Origin of the sequence: Nocardia sp. NPDC056952, from assembly GCF_042674185.1 — a bacterium.
In the GTDB taxonomy this organism is placed as follows: Bacteria; Actinomycetota; Actinomycetes; order Mycobacteriales; family Mycobacteriaceae; genus Nocardia.
Genome location: NZ_JBHURA010000007.1, coordinates 334,170 through 354,917, shown reverse-complemented (window position 1 = coordinate 354,917; position 20,748 = coordinate 334,170). Strand labels below are relative to the sequence as shown.

At 63.8% G+C, this 20,748-nt stretch carries 23 protein-coding genes; 6 read left to right on the top strand and 17 right to left on the bottom strand.

What is annotated here, in order from left to right:
* Window positions 1-57: 57 nt before the first annotated feature.
* From ACFTS5_RS24935 to ACFTS5_RS24925, 3 genes are all read left to right on the top strand, one after another.
* Complete coding sequence (locus tag ACFTS5_RS24935; RefSeq protein ID WP_378635202.1) at window positions 58-807, top strand: crotonase/enoyl-CoA hydratase family protein; 750 nt, start codon at window positions 58-60, stop codon at window positions 805-807.
* A 166-nt stretch (window positions 808-973) separates the two neighbouring features.
* Window positions 974-2,080, top strand: a complete 1,107-nt coding sequence (locus ACFTS5_RS24930; RefSeq protein ID WP_378635199.1) for a DUF4185 domain-containing protein — start codon at window positions 974-976, stop codon at window positions 2,078-2,080.
* 28 nt (window positions 2,081-2,108) lie between these two features.
* Window positions 2,109-2,780, top strand: a complete 672-nt coding sequence (locus tag ACFTS5_RS24925) for a class I SAM-dependent methyltransferase (protein ID WP_378635197.1) — start codon at window positions 2,109-2,111, stop codon at window positions 2,778-2,780.
* Here ACFTS5_RS24925 and ACFTS5_RS24920 read toward each other — a convergent pair whose 3' ends face one another.
* Entirely contained in the window at window positions 2,781-3,377 is a 597-nt protein-coding gene (locus ACFTS5_RS24920; protein ID WP_378635194.1) for an alpha/beta family hydrolase, read from the bottom strand.
* Between the two features lie 211 nt (window positions 3,378-3,588).
* On the opposite strand from ACFTS5_RS24920, the gene ACFTS5_RS24915 reads away from it, so the two are divergent.
* Both ACFTS5_RS24915 and ACFTS5_RS24910 read left to right on the top strand, forming a co-directional pair.
* Window positions 3,589-5,424, top strand: a complete 1,836-nt coding sequence (locus ACFTS5_RS24915; RefSeq protein ID WP_378635289.1) for an acyl-CoA dehydrogenase — start codon at window positions 3,589-3,591, stop codon at window positions 5,422-5,424.
* 486 nt (window positions 5,425-5,910) lie between these two features.
* Window positions 5,911-6,624, top strand: a complete 714-nt coding sequence (locus ACFTS5_RS24910; RefSeq protein ID WP_378635191.1) for a helix-turn-helix domain-containing protein — start codon at window positions 5,911-5,913, stop codon at window positions 6,622-6,624.
* Window positions 6,625-6,679: 55 nt separating this feature from the next.
* Here the strand turns inward: ACFTS5_RS24910 and ACFTS5_RS24905 are convergent, their stop codons facing one another.
* Both ACFTS5_RS24905 and ACFTS5_RS24900 read right to left on the bottom strand, forming a co-directional pair.
* Window positions 6,680-6,943, bottom strand: coding sequence for a hypothetical protein (locus tag ACFTS5_RS24905; protein WP_194829395.1), 264 nt, complete (start codon window positions 6,941-6,943; stop codon window positions 6,680-6,682).
* Between the two features lie 275 nt (window positions 6,944-7,218).
* A complete protein-coding gene (locus ACFTS5_RS24900; protein WP_378635189.1) occupies window positions 7,219-8,193 on the bottom strand; it encodes a GlxA family transcriptional regulator in 975 nt (324 codons plus the stop codon).
* 74 nt (window positions 8,194-8,267) lie between these two features.
* On the opposite strand from ACFTS5_RS24900, the gene ACFTS5_RS24895 reads away from it, so the two are divergent.
* Window positions 8,268-8,849 carry a cysteine hydrolase family protein gene (locus ACFTS5_RS24895; protein ID WP_378635186.1) on the top strand — a complete coding sequence of 194 codons (582 nt, stop codon included), beginning with the start codon at window positions 8,268-8,270 and terminating at the stop codon, window positions 8,847-8,849.
* Here the strand turns inward: ACFTS5_RS24895 and ACFTS5_RS24890 are convergent.
* From ACFTS5_RS24890 to ACFTS5_RS24825, 14 genes are all read right to left on the bottom strand, one after another.
* Window positions 8,846-9,211 carry a DUF86 domain-containing protein gene (locus ACFTS5_RS24890; RefSeq protein WP_378635184.1) on the bottom strand — a complete coding sequence of 122 codons (366 nt, stop codon included), beginning with the start codon at window positions 9,209-9,211 and terminating at the stop codon, window positions 8,846-8,848. The genes ACFTS5_RS24895 and ACFTS5_RS24890 overlap by 4 nt on opposite strands.
* Window positions 9,208-9,651, bottom strand: coding sequence for a helix-turn-helix domain-containing protein (locus ACFTS5_RS24885; RefSeq protein ID WP_378635181.1), 444 nt, complete (start codon window positions 9,649-9,651; stop codon window positions 9,208-9,210). The genes ACFTS5_RS24890 and ACFTS5_RS24885 overlap by 4 nt, the downstream gene beginning before the upstream one ends.
* A gap of 158 nt (window positions 9,652-9,809) precedes the next feature.
* Window positions 9,810-10,202, bottom strand: a complete 393-nt coding sequence (locus ACFTS5_RS24880) for a hypothetical protein (RefSeq protein WP_378635179.1) — start codon at window positions 10,200-10,202, stop codon at window positions 9,810-9,812.
* A 396-nt stretch (window positions 10,203-10,598) separates the two neighbouring features.
* The gene (locus ACFTS5_RS24875; RefSeq protein ID WP_378635177.1) at window positions 10,599-10,853 is read right to left on the bottom strand and encodes a hypothetical protein; all 255 of its coding nucleotides are present in this window, start codon (window positions 10,851-10,853) and stop codon (window positions 10,599-10,601) included.
* 4 nt (window positions 10,854-10,857) lie between these two features.
* The gene (locus tag ACFTS5_RS24870) at window positions 10,858-11,898 is read right to left on the bottom strand and encodes an RHS repeat-associated core domain-containing protein (RefSeq protein ID WP_378635174.1); all 1,041 of its coding nucleotides are present in this window, start codon (window positions 11,896-11,898) and stop codon (window positions 10,858-10,860) included.
* A gap of 414 nt (window positions 11,899-12,312) precedes the next feature.
* A complete protein-coding gene (locus tag ACFTS5_RS24865) occupies window positions 12,313-13,509 on the bottom strand; it encodes a hypothetical protein (RefSeq protein ID WP_378635171.1) in 1,197 nt (398 codons plus the stop codon).
* A 13-nt stretch (window positions 13,510-13,522) separates the two neighbouring features.
* On the bottom strand, window positions 13,523-13,888 hold the full coding sequence (locus ACFTS5_RS24860; RefSeq protein WP_378635169.1) for a hypothetical protein: 366 nt from the start codon (window positions 13,886-13,888) through the stop codon (window positions 13,523-13,525).
* 40 nt (window positions 13,889-13,928) lie between these two features.
* Window positions 13,929-14,258 (bottom strand): hypothetical protein, encoded by a 330-nt coding sequence (locus ACFTS5_RS24855; protein WP_378635166.1) that lies wholly within the window; start codon window positions 14,256-14,258, stop codon window positions 13,929-13,931.
* 11 nt (window positions 14,259-14,269) lie between these two features.
* On the bottom strand, window positions 14,270-14,464 hold the full coding sequence (locus ACFTS5_RS24850; protein WP_378635164.1) for a hypothetical protein: 195 nt from the start codon (window positions 14,462-14,464) through the stop codon (window positions 14,270-14,272).
* Window positions 14,461-16,104, bottom strand: coding sequence for a hypothetical protein (locus ACFTS5_RS24845; RefSeq protein ID WP_378635162.1), 1,644 nt, complete (start codon window positions 16,102-16,104; stop codon window positions 14,461-14,463). Before ACFTS5_RS24845 ends, ACFTS5_RS24850 begins: the two co-directional genes overlap by 4 nt.
* Window positions 16,101-17,666: a hypothetical protein gene (locus ACFTS5_RS24840; protein ID WP_378635160.1), complete on the bottom strand. Its 1,566-nt coding sequence runs from the start codon at window positions 17,664-17,666 to the stop codon at window positions 16,101-16,103. Before ACFTS5_RS24840 ends, ACFTS5_RS24845 begins: the two co-directional genes overlap by 4 nt.
* The gene (locus ACFTS5_RS24835) at window positions 17,663-18,088 is read right to left on the bottom strand and encodes a DUF2744 domain-containing protein (protein ID WP_378635157.1); all 426 of its coding nucleotides are present in this window, start codon (window positions 18,086-18,088) and stop codon (window positions 17,663-17,665) included. The genes ACFTS5_RS24840 and ACFTS5_RS24835 overlap by 4 nt, the downstream gene beginning before the upstream one ends.
* A 26-nt stretch (window positions 18,089-18,114) precedes the next feature.
* Window positions 18,115-19,797, bottom strand: coding sequence for a phage tail protein (locus ACFTS5_RS24830; RefSeq protein ID WP_378635154.1), 1,683 nt, complete (start codon window positions 19,795-19,797; stop codon window positions 18,115-18,117).
* Window positions 19,794-20,672: a phage tail protein gene (locus ACFTS5_RS24825; protein WP_378635153.1), complete on the bottom strand. Its 879-nt coding sequence runs from the start codon at window positions 20,670-20,672 to the stop codon at window positions 19,794-19,796. The genes ACFTS5_RS24830 and ACFTS5_RS24825 overlap by 4 nt, the downstream gene beginning before the upstream one ends.
* Window positions 20,673-20,748: the final 76 nt, after the last annotated feature.

Here is a 20,748-nt window from a genome sequence, read left to right as displayed (position 1 = left end):
CCGCACCATCGTCCGCGTGGCCACCCACTCGAACTGACTCACGAGTAAGATAGCGATATGGGAGACCACATCACCGTCCGCTTCGACAACAGCCGCGCCTATGTCGAGCTGAACAGGCCCGGCAAACACAACGGGCTCACATTGGAAATGCTCCGCGATCTTGTCGACGCGGCCCGAAAAGTGGCCGACCACAAGACAACCCGCGCCGTCATCATCACCGGCAACGGCCCGAGTTTCAGTAGCGGACTCGATATCGCGGCCGCCACCCGCAATCCGGTGGCTATCGTCCGAGAATTCCTTCCGCGGCCGTTGCGCGGCACCAATACCTTCCAGGAAGCCTGCTGGGCCTGGCGCCGCCTCGACGTCCCGGTGATCGCCGCGGTCCACGGGCGCTGCTTCGGTGGCGGCCTCCAGATCGCACTGGCCGCCGACTTCCGGATCGCCGCCCCCACGGCCGAATTCTCGGTGATGGAAGCCGCCCACGGCCTGATTCCCGATATGACAGGCCCCGCCACATTGTCACAGCTCATCGGCATCGACCAGGCCATGCTGCTGGCCATGACGGCCGACCCGATCGACGCCGATTACGCGTTGCGCATCGGTCTGATCACCGACGTCGCCGACGACCCGGTGAAGGCCGCGCAAGCCCTCGCCGACCGCGTCACCGCCCGCGACCGCAACGCCGTGGCCGCCGCCAAGCACCTGTTCGACCGTTCGTGGCACCGGAGTTCGCGCGCCACCTTCGCCGCCGAGCGAATGGCCCAACTGCCATTGCTGCTGCGTAAAGCCATGAGTAGTAGCGACTGACAAGCAATCGACCTGCGAATTCATGTCAGCTACCCACCGGATGTACCGCACATCACTGTTAGCGGCTGTTAGCATCGCTTCGATCGCTGACCAGTCGAAGAGTGGTACGTGACGGCAAACCCGGAACGTTCCCGGATTTCGGCCCGACCCGGAGGCTCGAACACCTGTGAACAAGACCGGATCCATCCTGCTCTCCGCACTCGCAGGTACTACGGCCTTGCTGGTGAGCGCAGCGCCTCCCGCCGTCGCGAACCCGAACGCCATCAACCCGATTCCCGTTCTCAACGGCACCCACGGCCTGCCCGTCCTGCACGGGCGCACCCAGGCGGTGTTCCAGGTAACCGGCATGGCCAGCCCCAACAACACCCAGAACTACAACGTCCTCGGTACCGACCTCGGCATCATGTGGGACAACGGGCGTGGCGAGATGCTCACCGCCTTCGGCGACACCGCGGGGATCGGCTTCCCCAACCTGCTCGCGGGCAGCACCTGGGCGTGGCGCTCGAACATCCTGGTCCGCAGCCACGACCAGAACCCGGCCGACGGGATCATGTTCGACGGTGTCGTGCGCGATGTCATCGGCCAGGCTCGCGACCTGATCCCCAGCCCCAAGATCCCCTTCCTGGAGATCAGCCGCATCCCCACCGCGGGCATCTCGGCCAACGGCGTGCAGTACATGTCGCTGATGTCGGTGAAGACCTGGGACGCCCCCGGTGAGTGGACCACGAGCTTCTCCGGCCTGGCCGCGTCGGCCGACAACGGGGAGACCTGGGCCGATCTCGGCCACACCCGCCGTCCCGACGAGGGCGGCAACGCCAACTTCCAGATGAACAGCTTCGTGAAGGACGGCGGCTTCGTCTACGAGTACGGCACCCGTGCCGGCCGCAACAACGAGGCCTTCATCGCCCGCGTCCCCGAAGCCCAGATCGAGAACCTCGCCGCCTATGAGTACTGGGACGGCCACGAGTGGAAGCTCAACGACGTGAACGCCGCGGCCCCCATCATGGGCGGCGTCGGCGAGCTCTCGGTGATGTACAACGAGTACCTGGGCCAGTTCATCTCCCTCACCACCGACCCGTTCAACTCCGTGGTGATGCGCCGCGCGTCCTCCCCCGTCGGCCCGTGGAGCGCCCCCGAGGTCCTGATCGACGCCCGCGAACTCCCCACCGCGTACGCCCCGTCGATCTTCCCGTACCAAACCGGCCGTGACCTCTACTTCATGACCACCATCCACACCCAGTACAACGTCGTATTGATGCGCACCACCCTCTGACGGCGTTCGCCGGTCCTACACTCGACTCATGGATGCGGCGGATTGGGATGCGCGGTATGCGCGGAGTGAATTGGTGTGGGGCGCACCGCCGAACAGCACCGTCGTCGAACATGTGTACGGCCTCGACCGCAGAATCCCCCTGCTCCCCGACGAATCGGGGGTGGCGCCGTCACTCCCGCGGGCTCTCGACCTGGCCTGTGGCGAAGGCCGCCACGCACTCTGGCTGGCTACTCACGGCTGGCAGGTGACCGCTGTCGACTTCTCCCAGGTGGGGATCGACAAGGGCAGGACAGTCGCGGCTCGCCTGTCGCGATCGGTCCGCTCCCGGGTGCACTGGCAGACGGCCGATATCACCGACCTCGAAGCCGCCGACATCACCGGCCCGTTCGAGCTGATCCTCATGGTGTTCGTCCACCTCCCCGCCGGCGAGCGCCGCGCTCTGCTGCACCAGCTGTCCGCCATGCTCGTCCCCGGCGGCATGCTGCTGGTCCTCGGTCACGCCACCCGCAATATCGCCGACGGCTACGGCGGCCCCCAGGAACCGGAGATCCTGTTCTCTCCCGAAGACCTCCGCGCCGACCTGGACCGCGACGACGTCATCATCACCGTCGCCCACGAGGTCTTCCGTCCCACCGAAGGCCCTGACGCCATAGATTCCCTGCTCATCGCGGAACGCCCGATCCCCGAGCCCCCCGTCTGATCACTGCGCCCAGCGGGCGAACCAGGGGGCAACGGTCGCCGCGATGACGTCGAATCCGGTGCGGAACGAGTGCGCCTGCTTGGGGATCACGCGCACTTCGGCGGCGTCGGCGGCGTCGGGCACCCCGAACGGGTCACTACCCCCGTTGATCACCACCACCTCGATATCTCCGGGCGCCAGCAGCTCATCGCGCCTGCTCTTCTCCGGCTTGCCCGGCGGATGGAGCGGGAACGACAGCGCGATCACGCCCCTCGCCCCGACCTCCACCGCTGTCCGGCACGCCACCCGCGCCCCGTTGCTGCGACCCCCCTGAACAATCGGCACCCCAGGAAACCGGGCCCTCGAGGCCGCGACGATCTCGAGCCATGCCTCGTCCTGCTTCTCCGCGTTCCCCGGTGCTCGCCGCCCGGCAACCCGATAGGGCTGCACCACCCGAGCTACCGCCCCGCCCGCTTCGATGGCCGAGTCACGCACGGCCAGAATGTCTTTCGCATCGACACCGCCACCGGCCCCGTGCGTGATCACCAGCAGGAACGCCGGATCACCCACCTCGTCGAGCTCGATCTCGGCCGGTCCCACAGTCGTCTCGATGCGCACATCTCACGGTAGCCCCGAGGTCGCGGCGAGCAACGTTTCCGCAGCCGCGCGTGTTTTTCACATCACATTGCCGCCCACCCCTTTGCCGAGACGATTACCCACCGGTAATATGGTGAATAAGTTACCCGCGAGTAGCATGCGGAAAACCGGCGACGGGCGGGAACGGCACACCACCGACCGCACCAGAACTCAATGGAGAGTGAGTACTCACATGGGCCACTACAAGGCAAACGTTCGCGACCTCGAGTTCAACCTCTTCGAGGTCCTCGGCATCGACAAGGTGCTCGACGCAGGCGCCTTCGGCGACCTGGACACCGACACCGTCAAGGAAATGCTCTCCGAGGTCCGCCGCCTGGCCGAGGGCCCGCTGGCCGAGTCCTTCGCCGACGCCGACCGCAACCCGCCGGTGTTCGACCCGAACACCCACTCCGTGAAGCTGCCCGAGGCCTTCAAGAAGTCCTACAAGGCGCTCGAAGACGGCGAGTGGGCCAAGGTTCCGCTGAACGAGGAGCTGGGTGGCCTCGCTGCCCCGTCCGCCGTCGCGTGGGCCCTGTCGGAGATGGTGCTCGGCGCCAACCCGCCCATCCAGATGTACGCCGCGGGCGCCGGTTTCGCTCAGGTGTTCTACAACAACGGCACCGATGAGCAGAAGAAGTGGGCCGCCAAGATCGCCGACCGCAACTGGGGCGCCACCATGGTGCTGACCGAGCCGGACGCCGGTTCCGACGTCGGCGCCGGTCGCACCAAGGCGATCAAGCAGGAAGACGGCACCTGGCACATCGAGGGTGTGAAGCGCTTCATCACCTCGGCCGACTCCGACGACATGTTCGAGAACATCATGCACCTGGTGCTGGCTCGCCCCGAGGGCGCCGGACCGGGCACCAAGGGCCTGTCGCTGTTCTACGTCCCGAAGACCCACTTCGACTTCGACACCGAGACCTACGGCGACCGCAACGGCGTCTTCGTCACCAACGTCGAGCACAAGATGGGCATCAAGGCCTCCACCACCTGTGAGGTCACCTTCGGCGGCCACGGCGTGCCCGCCAAGGGCTGGCTGGTCGGCGAGGTGCACAACGGCATCGCGCAGATGTTCGACGTCATCGAGAACGCTCGCATGATGGTGGGCACCAAGGCCATCGCCACCCTGTCGACCGGTTACCTGAACGCGCTGGAGTACGCCAAGACCCGCGTCCAGGGTGCCGACCTGACCCAGATGACCGACAAGGCCGCGCCCCGCGTGACCATCACCCACCACCCGGACGTGCGTCGTTCGCTGGCCACCCAGAAGGCGTACGCCGAGGGCCTGCGCGCGATCTACCTCTACACCGCCGCGCACCAGAACCCGGAAATCGCCGAGGTCGTCTCGGGTGCCGACAAGGACGTCGCGTTCCGCGTGAACGACCTGCTGCTCCCGATCGTCAAGGGTGTCGGCTCCGAGCGCGCCTACCAGTACCTGACCGATTCGCTGCAGACCTTCGGTGGCTCCGGCTTCCTGCAGGACTACCCCATCGAGCAGTACATCCGCGACGCCAAGATCGACTCGCTGTACGAGGGCACCACCGCCATCCAGGCGCAGGACTTCTTCTTCCGCAAGATCGCGCGTGACCGCGGTGTGGCCCTGGCCCACGTGGCGGGCCAGATCCAGAAGTTCCTGGAGTCCGACTCCGCCAACGAGCGCCTCAAGGGTGAGCGCAAGCTGCTCGCCACCGCGCTCGAGGACGTGCAGACCATGGCCGCCACCCTGACCGGCCACCTGATGGGCGCGCAGGAGCAGCCGACCGAGCTGTACAAGGTCGGCCTGGGTTCGGTGCGTTTCCTGATGGCCGTCGGCGACCTGTTCATCGGCTGGATGCTGCTGAACCAGGCCGAGATCGCGCTGGCCGCCCTCGACAACGGCGCCACCGGCTCCGATGTCGCCTTCTACACCGGCAAGGTCGCCTCGGCGCAGTTCTTCGCCCGCAACGTCCTGCCCGAGCTGACCGCCACTCGCGCGATCCTCGCCAACCTGGACAACGACATCATGGAGCTGGACGAAGCCGCCTTCTGATCCGCCTCTCCGCGTATTCAAGCCAGACTCAGGTGATTGTCTGGTTCGGGACGCGGCCGGCGGGACGGAACGCAGGTAGTTAGCCGGTTCCCGGTGAGTTACCCATGTTCTTGCGTGATCAGCAGAACGGGCCGGAGCATTCAGCTCCGGCCCGTTTTCTGTCTCTGCCTCTATGCGGAGCCGCTACCGAGTGCCGCGAGCGTCGTGAGGAAGTACATCAGGCCATCCATGAAAAATCTCCTTCGAAGTGGGTCGGCCCTTCCTATCACGGGCTGGTTACGGACAACCGTGACGAGATGAACGCCGGGCGAACATGCCCGCTCAGTCCACTTTCGACGCGGTGAGCACCCGGACCCGACGAGCTGACGTGCTCGGCGGTCGTGCCGCCGGGCGGGGCTTCTTCGGGCGCCGGTTCACCGCCGTTCGGTGACCCACCCGGCGTACCCTGGGATCTACCGTCGGTCGGGGTGAGGCTCGGGGGTTGGGATGGCTGACAGCACGGCGCTCAGTGTGTATTTGCGTGAACGGCGGCTGGCCGCGGGACTCGCGCGGACCGAGCTCGCCAACCGCACACAGCTCGCACCACTGCTGATCAGCCAGATCGAATCCGGGACACTCGTGCCGAATCCCGCCATGCTGCAACGACTTTTCGACGGCCTGGACGTGCCACTCTGGTATCGCAAGCCCATCCTGGTTCTCGGTTTACCTGCCGTCGAATCCGGCGCAGCGCCCACCGCTCCGTCGGCCGAAGACCTGGCCGACCTCGCCAGCCTCACCCACCCCGCCTGCCTCACGCGCTTCCCGACCATGGACATGCTCGCCGCGAACTCCGACTATCAGCGCCTGTTCCCCGGTCTCGGCGCCGGCGTGAACGTGCTCGAGTGGATGTTCCTCAACCCCGTGGCGAAGAAGGTCTACCTCGACTGGACCACCGAAGCCCAGCTTCTGGTCCACGCCTTCCGCATGCTCGCCCCGCTCGCCCCCACCCAGCGCGTCACCGCCATCACCGAATCGTGCGGCCAGTCCCCCGATTGGGATCAGATCTGGACCAGCGAGGTTCGCTCACAGGACATCGCGCGGCGCCACCTGCGCCTACGCGAACGCAGCACCGGGCTGGAACGGCGCATGATGCTGCGCATCTACGACCCCGCGTTCCCGAGCCGCCCGTGGTGGCTGTACCGCCTGATCCCGGTGCGGTGAAACACAGCGAGTCCCCCGGCGCCGCAGCGACGGGGGACTCGCGATTCCTCAGGAGTTACTCGGCAGCCTCGCCCGACCCGGACGTCAGCTGCTCCAGGAGCGCGGCGAGACCGTCGGCCGACCCGGTCTCGGCCTCTTCCTCGACAACGTCTTCGGCTTCCTCGCCCGACCCCGAGGTCAGCGAGGCCAGGATCGCGGCCAGCTGCTCCGACGACCCGGTGCTGGGCGCGGGCTCTTCCGCCGACGCCGTACCCGCACCGAGCACGGCGATGCTCGCCGCCGCAGCCATAGCCACACCGAAGACACGAATCTTGCTCATTGTGAACCCCTCATTGTTCAGATTTGCCGCGGATTTCCGCCGCACAAGATGTTTAACAGCGGAAGAACCCCCGGCAGAAGACCGATGAAAGGGGGGCAAGACAAATCCTCAGGAGGCCAACAGGCCCGCCACCAGCCGTATCAAGTTCGTCAACCCCCACAACACCGGCGTAGCCGAGCCCGTCGACCATTCCTCCGCGATACCCGTTCCCATACTCGAAACCCCTTGTTACTCATATCCTCACCGGCAAATGTCCCGACAGAGATCATAGTGAGTCACCCGATACGAAATCGGCGGCGGTACTCGTTGGGTGTCGTATCGAGCTGGCGACGGAAAGCGCGGGCAAGCGTGTCGATGGTGTTGAAACCGCAAGTGGCAGCGATCCGTTGGAGCGTTTCGTCGCTCGTCTCGAGCCGGTGCCGTGCCACTTCCACCCGCGCCGACTCGATATAGGCCGCGGGGGTCATCCCGAGTTCGGTGCGAAAGATGCGCGTGAGCTGGCGTTCACTGACATGGACCTGCTCGGCGAGGTCGGTCACCGTGAGCGGCTTCGCGATATTGCGCGCGATGTAGTGCCGCAGATCCTCGATCCGGCGCGTGGTCGATACCGGCTCGAGCGACACACTGAACTGACTCTGCCCGCTCGGCCGTTTCAGATACATCACCAGCTGGCGAGCAACCCGCAACGCCAATTCGTCCCCGAAATCGTCGGCCACCAAGGCCAGCGTGAGATCCAGGCACGCGGTGAGTCCCGCTCCGGTCCAGACATTTTCGTCGCGAATGTAGATCGGATCCGCATCGACGATGACCTCCGGATGCTCGGCGGCCAATTGCTGCGCGGTCGACCAATGCGTGGTCGCCCGCTTCCCGTCGAGCAGCCCCGCGGCCGCCAGAATATGCGCACCGACGCACACCGAAGCCACCCGCCGAGCCCCCTCGGCCAACCGCGACACGGCCGCGACCACCCCCGGATCGACCACCGCGCTGACCCGCCGATGACTGCCCGTCTCCACCGCCCCCGGCACCACCACCGTGTCCACCCGTCCCAGCTCGGCGAACGTCACATCCGGCAGAATCCGCACCCCCGCCGAGGTGGTCACCGCCTCCATCGACTCGGCGGCCAGCACCACCCGATACCCCGTCGGATCGTCCATTTCCCGCTGCAACAGCGAGAACACCTCCGGCGGCCCTGTGACGTCGAGCAGATCCACCCGATCGAACAACACGATCACCACGAGCCGCTCAGTCACCCACCACCTCCATGTCCGAATCTGCAGGTTACATGACATTGCCGACATAGAGCGCTGTCCATACCGTGGATCCCATGACCTCCACGACCCTGCGCGCACTCAACGGCTTCGACGAAACCCCCGCCTCCCTGACCAACTCCACCCTCGTCCTGGTCGACTACCAGAACACCTACACCCAGGGCGTCATGGAACTGACCGGCTGGAAGCAAGCCCTCGACGCGGCCACCGAACTCCTCACCGCGGCCAGGGCGGCGGGCACCCCCGTCATCCACGTCATCAACGACGGCGGCAAAGACACCCCCTACGACATCACCACCGACATCGGCCGAATCCATCCCCAGCTGTCCCCGACCTCGAACGAACCCACCGTCGTCAAATCCGTCCCCAACGCCTTCGTGAACACCGACCTCGCCGAATTGGTCGACGCCGCAGGCAACACCAACCTCATCATCGCCGGCTTCATGACCCACATGTGCGTCACCTTCACCACCGAAGGCGCCTTCCTCCGAGGCAACACCCCCACCACCGTCGCCAACGCCTGCGCCACCCGCCCGCTGGGCAAGGTCTCCGCATCTCAACTCCACACCAGCGCCTTGGCCACCATCACAGACCTCTACGGCATCGTCGTCCCCACCCCGGCCGACCTCAGCGACTAGCCCTCAGCTGACTCCAGGTCAACGAGTATCTGTCGGACTAGTACTGCTTCGCGGGGCAACCGATTCGCGAGGAGGTTCCAGAGGATGGTGTGGTCGACAGCGTCGTAGTTGTGTGCGACCAAATTCCGTGTCGCCTTCACCCCACGCCAGGAAACCTCAGGGTGCGACGCGACGAATTCCGCAGGTAAGCGAGCCACGGACTCGCCGAGTCGATGCAGCACCGCCTCGGCGGCCAGTCTGGTGATCTCATCGGAGTCGTAGGCGGCCTTGCCACCACTGACGATGCGTGCCGCCATCTCACTGAAGGCAAGGAAGTCCTGCAGGCTCTTGACTGTCCGCACGCTGGTGTCGCGACCGCTCACAGCAGTTTGGCCTCGTCCCGAATGGGGTGCGGCCCCGGTGGCAACCCACCTTCGGATACCAGGTCGACGTGAAGACCGGTGAGCTCCTCCAGATCGAGCATCAACTCGGCCATATCGAGCAGGTCGGCATCGTCGTCGAACCGCACCAGCAGATCGATGTCACTACCCGAGACATCGTCGCCCCGCGACACCGAACCGAACACACGCACACGATTTGCCTTGTGCCGCAGCGCAAGCGCGATGATCTGATCTCGATGCGCGGCAACGACACCGGATGGACGAGGCTTGGCAACCTCGCGCAGCCGCGCCATCATCGCCGCCGACGGCCGGCGGCTACCACTCTCATAGGCGGCGATATTGGGCTGGGCGACCCCGGAACGCTGAGCCAGCTCAGCCTGGGTGAGGCCGGCAGCCAGGCGCAGCTCACGCACGGTTTCCATGCCTCGATCATATCGGAAGATATCAACTTCGCCGATCCTCCATCGGCAGGAGCCTCGGAAACGACAAAACGGCCCGCACCCCTGTCAGGAGTGCGGGCCGAGCACTGGGTAGCCAGTGCGCACCAGTTCCGTCGCGAAACTGTCGAGATGCCGATCTGTCAGACCCGGTTCGGCGGGTAGCCGCTACCGGACTGGAACAAGTCGCGATAAATCCAGAAGAACTCGGAGTCCTCCGCGAAAAATGCAGTGGCGCCCGCCATCCCGGACTCGCTGAGCACGTCGCGCGGCGACTCACCGGGGCTGCCGGCCGCTTGGTCGGGCAGAACGCCGCGCCGGATCAGATAGGTCTCCTCGCCCGCCTGCGCATTGCTCGGAACCTCCCAGTACGTGTTGTAGACAACGACGCCAGAAGTAGGTTCAGAGCCCGGCGGCAAGCCGATGACCACACCACCGAGCACACGCCGCGCCCGAACCGGCCGAGCCTGCCGAGGTACCCGAATGGTCGTCCATTCAGGATTTGAATTCACTGCGATACGAACAAGTTTCGACATTGTTCGATTCCTTTCTATCGAATAATGAGGCAGCTTGATTCAGCTACCGATCGCCGATCCGCGAGGGAACGGCTATCACGGCCCCATCGATCGCCACGTCCTGCCGCCGACTACCTGCAGGGCGGCGGGCAGCAACGATTGCAGGGCCCGGACGACGATCTCGTCGGTAAAGCGGGCATACCGTTCTGCCAGGTGGCGCCGAGATCGACAGCGTTGGTAGGCAGCTCACAGCCAGGCGCGGTCGTTGACATCGCGAGCTTGTGGAGATCGGGATTGCGTGGCCAGATAGCGCACCGCAAATAGGCCGACTGGCTATGCGGGACCGAATCCCAGGAGCCGGTCGACCTCATACACCCGGCAGACGGTGATCGAGGTTACAAGACTGGCAAAAGCGCCCTATTCATGGACAATTTCCCTCGCCTTCTCGACTACCCACACCAGGAAGTCGACCGGAACCTCAGAAACGTCTGGATTGATACGTACCACGGCGTCGAGCCAAGATCCCTCGTCGGGAATCACCACAGCAACATGAGATCCAAATACAGGGATGGCCGGATCAGTAAACTCAAGAGCCCGTTGGTCAACGTTCACATCATCGAAGTCGACCAGGCCGATCAGTCGCCCCTTAAAATTTAGGTCAAGCATTCTCATCCCTTTACCCCGGACCGTCATATTTGTCTAAGAATCCCGAGAAGTTGCCGTCCATATCGAGACGAAATCCCGTGCCGTCAGGCATACGAACATCGATACAGTCATCATACCTTCCGTCGATGTTACCACGATTCAAGATCACTTCCTTGTCCGGATTACTAAGCATAGTGTCAAGCAACTTCTCGCCTAGCGCATTCCAAGCAGCGGAATCCTTTTTTCCCTCCGGGACAGGCCAGCCCGCTGCGTTGTTGTTTTTGCCAGCCCTCTTCGCCAAAGAACGTCCCGCCTTGCTGTAGCCATTGCGGTCCTGCTCCCTACCGGACGCTGAAGCCTTGGATTCATCGAAATCCTTGAGGTGGTTCTCCATCGTTTCATTGAAAAGTTCCAGACCTAGCTCAAGCCAGCTATTGGTTCCCGGCCCATCCGGTTTATTATCCGACGGCTTTTCCCCGGTAAGGTCTAGACTGTTTATGGGGTCAGCGTTGGCATAGTCGTAGTTGTTGGCCGATCCTCCCAGGATTGGATCGGTTTGCAGGAATCTGCCCAGGACTGGGAGGTAAGTGCGAGCACCCATTTCCAGGCTTTGTAACCCGGCGAGATGTTCGATAGGGACGGTGTGTTGGCCCAGGTACCCGAAGTCCATGCCGCCGTCAGCAGTGACGGGGATCGGAATGTCGCCGAACCCGCCGGTGACGGGGTCGATGTTCTGACCGAACGGGTCGTAGAGATGGATGTCACCGGTGCGGGTGGCGCTGGCATCGGCAGTGAACAGGATGTCACCGTGGATGTTCGGGTAGGACCAGTTGACGCCGGTTTCCTGGGTGTAATTATTGGTGAGTACCGCACCGCCAGGCAGCTTCACCACGCGTTGACGCAGGTTTCCGGAATCGTCGAGGATGAAGGTGGGCCCGCCGATGGCGGAGGTGAATCCGTAACGGGTCACCTTTGTCGGGGCGGTGCCACCTTGGACAGTTCGCTTGGTGATGCGGTCGTGGACATCGCGGACGTACTGGATCGCTGCCCCGGCGGCGGTGGTGGTGGACACGTGTCGGCGAGTTCGCTGCCGATAGCCGCTAGCAGAGGCCCCTCCCGGGTCGGTAGCGAATCGGCGGTTCCAGGCGGCGAAACAATGGCCTGCGCCAGTGTCGTGATCATCACGAGTGACATAACAGTCACGACGACGCGAACAAAGAGATTAAATACGCCAAGCGAATGAAATTCACCGAAGCGATGGCGAGAAATCACACAAACTCCAGGTAGTTAACGCAGCCTAAGCGGCGAACAACGAGCAATACAATGCACCTTCGGACACGTATTCGGACAAATCGCCTCCTGGACGATGACGCTCCGCATGCCCAAATCAGTCGACGTGGCGCGGCAGCCGAACGATGACGCTGACGGCAAACGGCCCGCACTCCGGTCAGGAGCGCGGGCCGATAGCTCACCTTCGGATCACACCTCAGGTGATTCGGACGTACGACGCCGGATTCGCGTGTGCTGCCGGGTTGAACTGTGGCGCGAACTGACTGCCACTCGCCTGCACCCGCACTACGTCCCCGGCCGCGATGGCACGGACCGCCGACACGTTCACGGTGGCCGACCCGCTGGAGGGCACGGTTGTGGCGGTGCCCGTAGCGACAACGACATTGTTGACCGTCAACTGCAGCGTGACATTCGCGCTCATTGCGCCCGGCGCGGTGAGAACGATCGAAGCACTCAGTGTCGCTGCGGCTTTCGTAGACTGAGCGACGACTCCGTCGGACTGGACCACCGACCCCGGATAAGAGGTGGTGTCGGCGGCCCATCCGATGACGTTGGTCCAGGCGGTTGTCATGCCTGCCCATGCAGTGGACTTGGTCATTCCGGAAGGAGCGAAGCTCGGCACCGCGACCAGCGACAATTGCCCGGCCCCGGTGTGCACCATGTCGACTCCTGCCTTCGCGCTACTCCCCGCGACAAGCCCACCCGATCCCGTGGTGCCGACGGGCGCACCTTGCACTACCGCGAGCATCCCACCACCACTGAGAGTGACCGACTGTCCGGTTCGAGCAGACAACGAGCCCGCTCCCGACCCACCAGCGGCGACGACAACCGGGCCCGCGGCCGCCGCGGCGACGGCGAGACCGCTCTCCCCGGTGAACGTGAGATCTAACGGTTTCAGACCGGAGAACCGCCCGTCGCCGCCGAACAATGCTTCAGCGCTGCTGATCACGACCAGCTCGGCGCTCGCGATTCCCTCAGCGACGAATGCTCTCGGCAGGTGGGTGTTCAACTGCGCAGTCGAATCACCGACCGCCGCGAGACTCGCGTCGAGCAGAACCTTCCCCGACTTGACGGCGACCTTCGCGACCAGCCGCCCCAGCGCGCTTGTTGTGCTGGACGCCCCGGCTCGAGGCGAGGTTGCCGCTGCGGCCTGGCCGCTCGCTGCCGTCCGTGCCGAGACCTGCGCTAGCACAGCGTCGACTCGCGCGGCGACGGCGCCGTTGCCGAGATACCCGGCGACGATGTACGGCTCGATAATCGGTACGTCGGCGCGAAGGACGACAACCGGCACCGTCGGCGACGTCGAGGTGGTGACCGAGGCGTCAGGCGGTGTCACCACGGCTGTGGACGGCGCCGGCAGTGTGGCCCGCACCGTCGATTGTTGCGTAGCCATGCGGCGCCTTCCGTCAGCTCTGGGTGAAGGTGGGGGTGATCAGCAGCTGGCCCTGGGCACCGAGGGTGGTGGCGCTGATCGCGACCTTGTCGATGAAGTCCGCCTGGCCGATCCCGGCAACGGTCTTCCACAGGCCGACGTGGGTGTAGTTCCCTGCGGGCAGGTCGATGGTGACCTGCGAACCCGTCACCACACCGCCGGTACCCGAAGTCCAGGTCGACAGCTTCCGGGCGTAGGCGGGCGAACCACCATTCGCCTCGTTGGTGCCGGTGGTGCCGGGGTCAGCGATGTGCACGCTGATGTAGACGGTGTTCGAGCCCGCGACGTTCTTGTACGCGTCCGCGAGCGCCTGGCGAGTGGTAGCAACGGCGATAGCCATGAGATTTCCTCCTGTAGAGATGTTGTGAAATGTGAGTCGATTACTGCTTGCGGCGAACGGCTCCGTAGAACCAGAGGTATTCAGTGGTCGGCGTGGTCGGGTAAGACACGTACAGGCGATATTTCGCGCCCGCGGCGATGGCGTCGGCCAGCTCCGATCCGATGACGAATTTCGCCTCGGTCGCGCTGACTACCGCTTGCCAGGTGTCGAGCACCGTTTCCGACGCATTCACCAGCACGATCCGGACCTTGGTTTCGGCTGGAAATACCGCACCCGATTCCAGTGCCACGGTGTGCACGAAGTCGGCACCCTTGGAGAGCACGAGGGTGAGGTTCGTCGGGTCATAGCCGAATTGCTTCTGTTCAGACATGGGGTTCCATTTCAGGACGATGGTTCCGGTTGTGGCGCCACAGGATCCGGCTCGATATAGACCGGCCCTGGCTCAGGTTCCAGCGCACCGATGAAGATGCTGCCGCGCCTGCTCGCGATGCCGTCGGCGACGATCGACACGACGAGCATGTTGTTCTCCACGGCGAAGGCCAGTTCCTGGCCGTCGACCGTCACGGTGGTTGTCATAGATCCTCTGCTTTCCAGTAGTCCCAGCCGCCGCCGTTCACCCAGTCGGCGCGCTCGTTGCCCAGGCCGGTGTAGCGAGTGCGCGGACCGCTGGGGAGGGTGCCGGTGGTGTCGGTGTAGGTGAGCACGTCGTCCCATCCCGAAGCGGTTTTGCGCTGAGCCGTGAACAGGTTGTTCGTTGCACGTAGCCGCACCACATCGCCGCCCGCGATCGCCGCCTCGACGCTGGAAAGTGCTGTCCAGACGCCATTTTCGTATTTGAAGATCGACACAGTGGACTGGGTCACATTGAGTGAAACGAAACTCTTGTTGTCCGGCGTCGACCGCAGCATCAGCCAGGCGTGACGCACCGAGGGGCTGATGATCCGGCCCGTCACCATCACATCGTCGTAATTGAGTGTCTGGCCGTAGAGATAGCGCCGAATGCCGTCGGTACCACCGGACACCACGAATACCCCGCCGGACACCGTCGCGGGCAAGCTCGACACCTGACCCAAAGCCACTGGTAGCGAACCCGAGTCGAAGTTCTCGTAGAAGACCAGCTTCGACGGCGGACCGGCGACCAGACTCTTGCTCAGTGCCACATACGGCACCGAGTTCGAGGTGAAGCTCATCGACCCCGCCGCCAAAGTCGCACCGGCCACCAACGCTCCTGATGCCGCGAACCGAGCACTCGGCCGGGGCGGCCAGGCACCGGGTGCTCGCGGCAGATCAGTGGAATTGGTGCCGAGCAGCGGACGCGGATTACCGCCTCCCCGTTGGTGAATACCGACGAATGCGGTCTCCCCCACGTCGAAAACGAGCTCGTTCGGCAGTTCGACGGAACGCTCGAGTCGTGAGTTGGTGATGCTCAGCGTCTGATTCGGCGACACCCATTCGATCCGGATGTCACCGTTCACCGACATCCGGCCGACCACCACATACAGCTCACACGGATTGCTCACCGCGTCCACGATGAACGTGGCGACCTTGCGACCACCGCTGTACCGGCATCGGATGAACGCACCGTCGAGGGTGTTCGCCTGCGGCGTATATGACGGCTCGTACCGGGCGTGGACCGTGTGGTCGGCATATATCGGATAGCCGTTGGCGTCGTAGCCGGCGACGTATGTGTAGGTGTACGGGACGTATCCAGGTTTCGAGACCGTGGCGTGGTCCCACACCCGTCGGTGCAGCATGCAGCGCGGAAACGATGCTTCCTCGGTGAGATTCATCGAGTCCCAGTACGGCTTCACCGGTAGGCCGTCGATGACCACCTGGACCTGCGAGTTCGTCGCCTGGACCACCTCGGCGGTCTGCACCACAGCTTCCTCGGCGACATCGGCCGAATCGCGCGCGGTCGCCGCCTGCTCCCGCGCCTCCTGAGCATGAGCGCGTGATGCGCGAGCCCAGTCGCCGAGGTTGATCAACCCGCCGGTGAAGCCGGTGATCGCGTCACAGAGCGCGGCAGCCAGTTCGTGCAGTCCCGCCTGTACCCCCTTGGCGAAGTTGAACGGGATATCGGCATAGGCGCGCATCACCTGCGCGCGCATCGCTGTCTGCATCGACTGCTGGGTGGTCCCGCCGAGTCTGGCGATGCTGCGTGACCCCGAGACTCCGGAATACGCGCCCTCGGGGAACCTGTTGTCGGGGCTGGTCACAGGTCTTCCGCCTGCCAGTCGCCCCAGCCACCACCGTCGGTCCACGACTGACGCTCGGTACCCAGACCGGTATAGCGGTACGCGGGCCCCGATGGCAGCGTGTTCGCGGTATCGGTATGCACCAATACCGCGGTCCACACCCCGCCGATCTTGCGTTCGGCGGTGTAGACATTGCCAACCGCCCTGAGGCGAACTTCGACATTGTCACCGACCGAAGTCTGCAGCGCGGCCAGCGCCGTGCCGTTGGAACCGCTGGTCCAGCGCACGATCACGATCGCCGAACTCGTCACCGACAACGACACATAACTGCTGTTGGCCGCATCGGAACGGAGGAACAGCCGGGCACTGAAATCCGACGGGGTTCGAATCCGCCCGGTCACCATCTGGTCGTCGTAATTGAGCTTCTGCCCGTAGAGATACCGACGCAAGCCGTCGTCCATGCCATCGACCTGAAAGACGCCGTCGGCGGTGGTGGCAAACCGCGCCGACATCCGAACCAAGGCGGTCGGCATCCCGTTTTCGAAGTCCTCGAAGAACGACAATTTGACCGGATCCCCTGTGGCAGAGGCCTTTCCAATCGAAATGTAGGGCGTCCTCCGTGACGCGAACGACAGGGTTCCCGCGGCGAGTGTCACTCCCGCCGACAACAGCGACGAGGTGCTGAACTGCGCGTTCACCTGGGGCGGCCACACCGTTGCCGGGCGCGGGATGTCGACCGCCTCGATCCCCAGCAGCGGCCTGCGATTTCCGCCGCCGCGCTGATGAATTCCGACGAATGCCGACTCACCCTGCTCGAACATCAATTCGGCCGGCATCTCGACGGTCTGCTCGCCGCGAGCGCCGGTGATGAGTGGCGTCTGGTTCGGCGATACCCACTCGATCTTGATGTCACCGTTGTCCAGCATTCGACCGACGACGACATACAACTCGCACGGGGAGGTAACAGCATCCGGGATGTAGCTGACCACCTTCCGCCCGCCGCTGTACAGACAGCGAATGAACGCCCCCTCCAGCGAGTTCGCCGCCGGCGTGTAGCTCGGCACGTAGTTGGAGACCACGGCACCGTTGCTCGCCGAAAGCTCCCAAGCGGCACGCTGCAGGAAGTTGCGCGGAAACGAGGTCTCCTCGGTGAGGTTCATCGATTCCCAATAGGGCTTGACCGGAAGCCCGTCGATCACGACCTGCACGCGCGAGTTCGTCGCTTTGATGATCGTGGTCTGGCCATCCGCGGTCACCTGCGCACCCTGAGCAGTATGCTGCGCCCGTGCCGAATCCTGGAGTGCTTGATCGGCTTCGGCGCGCAGGTCCCGGGCCCAGCCTCCGAGATTGATCAGCCCCCCGGTGGCACCGGTCACCGCATCGCAGAGATCAGCCGCGAACCGCTTTACGCCCGCGTCGACAGCGGAGCCCAGATTCACCGAGATGCCGCTGAACGACTTGACGATGTCCCCTGAGACGACCGACTTCATCGAATCTTGGGAAAGCTTGCCGATGGTGCCGACCGTTCTGCCACCTGGTCCGGTCAGCGCCCCCGCGGGCATCGCACGATCAGGGCTGGTCACGGCTGAGGCCCATCGAAGGTACCGTCCTGCGCCACATCCGGTTCCAAGGATCGTGCATCGACCAGATGCGCCAACTCCCCGGATTCATGGAGCTGTCGCACGAGTTCGCGGCGTTCGTCCACACTGAGATCGGCAACCGAGCCCAGCGTGACTTCCGGTGGGCGCGGGGTACCGATCGGGACCCAGTTGCCCGCCTGGGAGATCCAATGCTCCGAACCCGCTACTGCAGGGTGGTACTCCAACTGCTGCGCTTCCGGGTGATGTCGAAACCCCAGTTCCCACAGATGCTTCGACCATTTCCCGAGCACCTGCTGAGGAACCAGCATGGGGCCGTTGCGAGGGCCCGGCAAACCGACGAATGCCCATACGAAGGCGTCCTCGGGATCATTCTGATTACATTCTTCTTGTGATGGCAGCGCCATTGATATCTCCGGATCTGGATAACGAACTACATAACGCCGAGCATCTGCAGGTCACCCATGATGGTTTGCACGTGACGCAAGGACTTGACCACGGGATCTTCGAGTGCCTTGTCGGTTCCGATGGTGATCCGCCAGGACGGTGTCGCACCTCGGGACCAGGTCAAGTCCAGTGCGGTCACCTGCTCGACAAAGATCTCGCCCGCAGGCATCCCCTCGACGGTTGCACCGATGCGGTCTCCGAGGAAGAAGTGACCGCGGCCGCCTTCGCCGATCAAATAGGGCGCTCCATCGGCAATGGTGATCTTGTGAGACGAGAAGGCCCGAGTCGCCCAAAGTCCTGCTCGGATCGACAGCAATGACGACAGCGTGTAGGCCTTGTCAGCGCCGGTCTGGAACCGCTCGAAATAGTGCGACCAGCCCATCCGTGGCGGACGCAACGGCGACTTGAAGGACATCCAAGCCAGAATCGTGTCGCTGTACAGCGGTTTGAGAAATGTGTCGAGGGGGCCGCCCATCGGAGGCAAGCTCACACCGGCACCTCCGACGATCGGAATACTCACCGTCACAGTCGATGTCAGGTTGCCGACCATCTGCACCATTGCCGAGATGGCTTCGTTCACACCCGGCATACTGTTGCCGCCGCAGTTGATCTGCACGGCGGTCGCTGGGGAGATTGTGAACTCGGAGGTCTGGATCCCGGTGTACTGATTCTCCCGATACACCACCCAGGGGTTCGACGGGAGTGTGCCGAGCCAGTCCTGCCGTCGGTATTCCTCGGGAGAATTGGGATCGGGCAGGAAATTCGGCTCCTGCTCGGCCATGTCATTGACAAATTCCTGCACTGTGTGCACGAGACCGTCGAGCACCGTACCGCCCTCGGAAGTACCCGAGTAGTACCCGGACTTGTCGACGATGTCGAATATCAGGCACCCGTGGCGCAGGTTCGCGCCCGGCCAAGGCGGTGGGTCACCTGCCAGAAATCGACGGCAAGTGACCATCAGATGCGCGTCGTCGAGAGTGGGCGCCGCCATGTCGTGCCAGGTCTTCCACCGAGACGAGATGATCGTCCAGATCGACGTGTCAGAAAAGAAGTCGCTCGGGGCAACCACCATCGACCAGCGCGACTGATCGAGGTTGAACCATTGCTCCGGGTCGAGTGGATCATCGGGGAGTGCCCAAAGACTCGCCTCTTTTCGGAGGATGTTGAGGAACAGTGACAGCTTCAGGCACCACACCGACGGGCCGGCCAGCATGAAGACCTTCGGGAACTGAAACGCGGCGGGTAGCAGCGGATTGCTCCACACCTGGATGTACTTCAGTTCCTCGTAATCGTGCATGAACTGAACGACCACAGTTTTCAAGCCGGTCTCGGTCTTCTTCAACGTCGCCGTCTTCATGCGGCCGCCCCACCGCGCGCCGTCCTTGTCCACGGTCACATGGACGTTCTGGGTGCTCCGCCCGCGCGCATCCATGATCCACTTCGCCAGGTAATGGTCGGCCGGGAGAACCAGCTGCCCCGTTCCGGACTCGTTCAACAACCACTTGAAATCGCCGGAGACCTCGGCGTGGGAAATGCCGCGCAGATTCCAGTCGCCGTCCCACAGGCGGATCAGCGGCGCAGATACCCGCAGGTCTCGGCGTTGTGTGCGGACCGCGAGCGCCTTCTCATAGATATCGTCGATGCGACTGCTGGTCGAGGGATCAGTCACTGGAGCCCCCACGGGCGCGACCAGTTGCGGGGACAGCGAACCTGCACGATCGCGCCGGCCGGCGCGCCCTTGACGGTAACCGGGACCTGCACTTCCGGGGTCCACGGCGGGACCGAATGCACAAACATTCGGCCGTTCATGCGCGCCCACACCGAACTGTTGTCCGCCGCGACCACCATCTCCTGCATCGGGTCGGTGTCGACAGTGATGTCCTGACCATTCGTCAGCGTGGGCATAGTGATCACTCGGTCGGCAGCGTTGTCTTCTTTCCACGAGAAGTCCGGCAGCGTCCACACTCCCGGCGCGGAAGCGACCCACCGCAACCACATCGGCTGGTCAGTAGGGTTCGATACAGACACCCAGAGGGTTTCGGATGCGCCATCTGGGCGGGTATCTATCGTGGATGCCGCGGTCGCAGTGACATCGTCTTCGATCCACCAGGGGACACCCGCGGTACAGGTCATGGTGACCTGGCTCCAACCCTTCGAGTGAGGGTCACGCTTAGGCTTGAACTCAGGCTGCTCGGACAAGCGAAGACGCAGTGTCCGCGAACCGTATTCGGTTGTGACGATCAGCTTCGAGTCCCGGTCGTACGCCCACGCCTTTCGCCAGGCGGAGTCGGTGCTCTCCCAGTTCGAGGATTGCGTACCGAACACATTCACACCGAATACGACGTCTCGCTTCTGCCAGGTCGCGCCGCCGAAGGTGGCACCGATCTGGAACGCGGATGAATTCCAGATCGTCTTGACAGGGGCGTCGTACAGCCCGGTAGGCGACGTGCCGAGTTCAACACCCTCACGCCCTTGACCTGCACCAGAGAGGGTCCACAGCGAACCGTCGACCCCTTCGACTTCAATCAACGCAGCAGTAGACAACGCTGATACACCTCATTTCATAGTGAAAGCAAATCGCCCACATCCTGATTGGATGCGGGCGAACTGTTAGACCAGA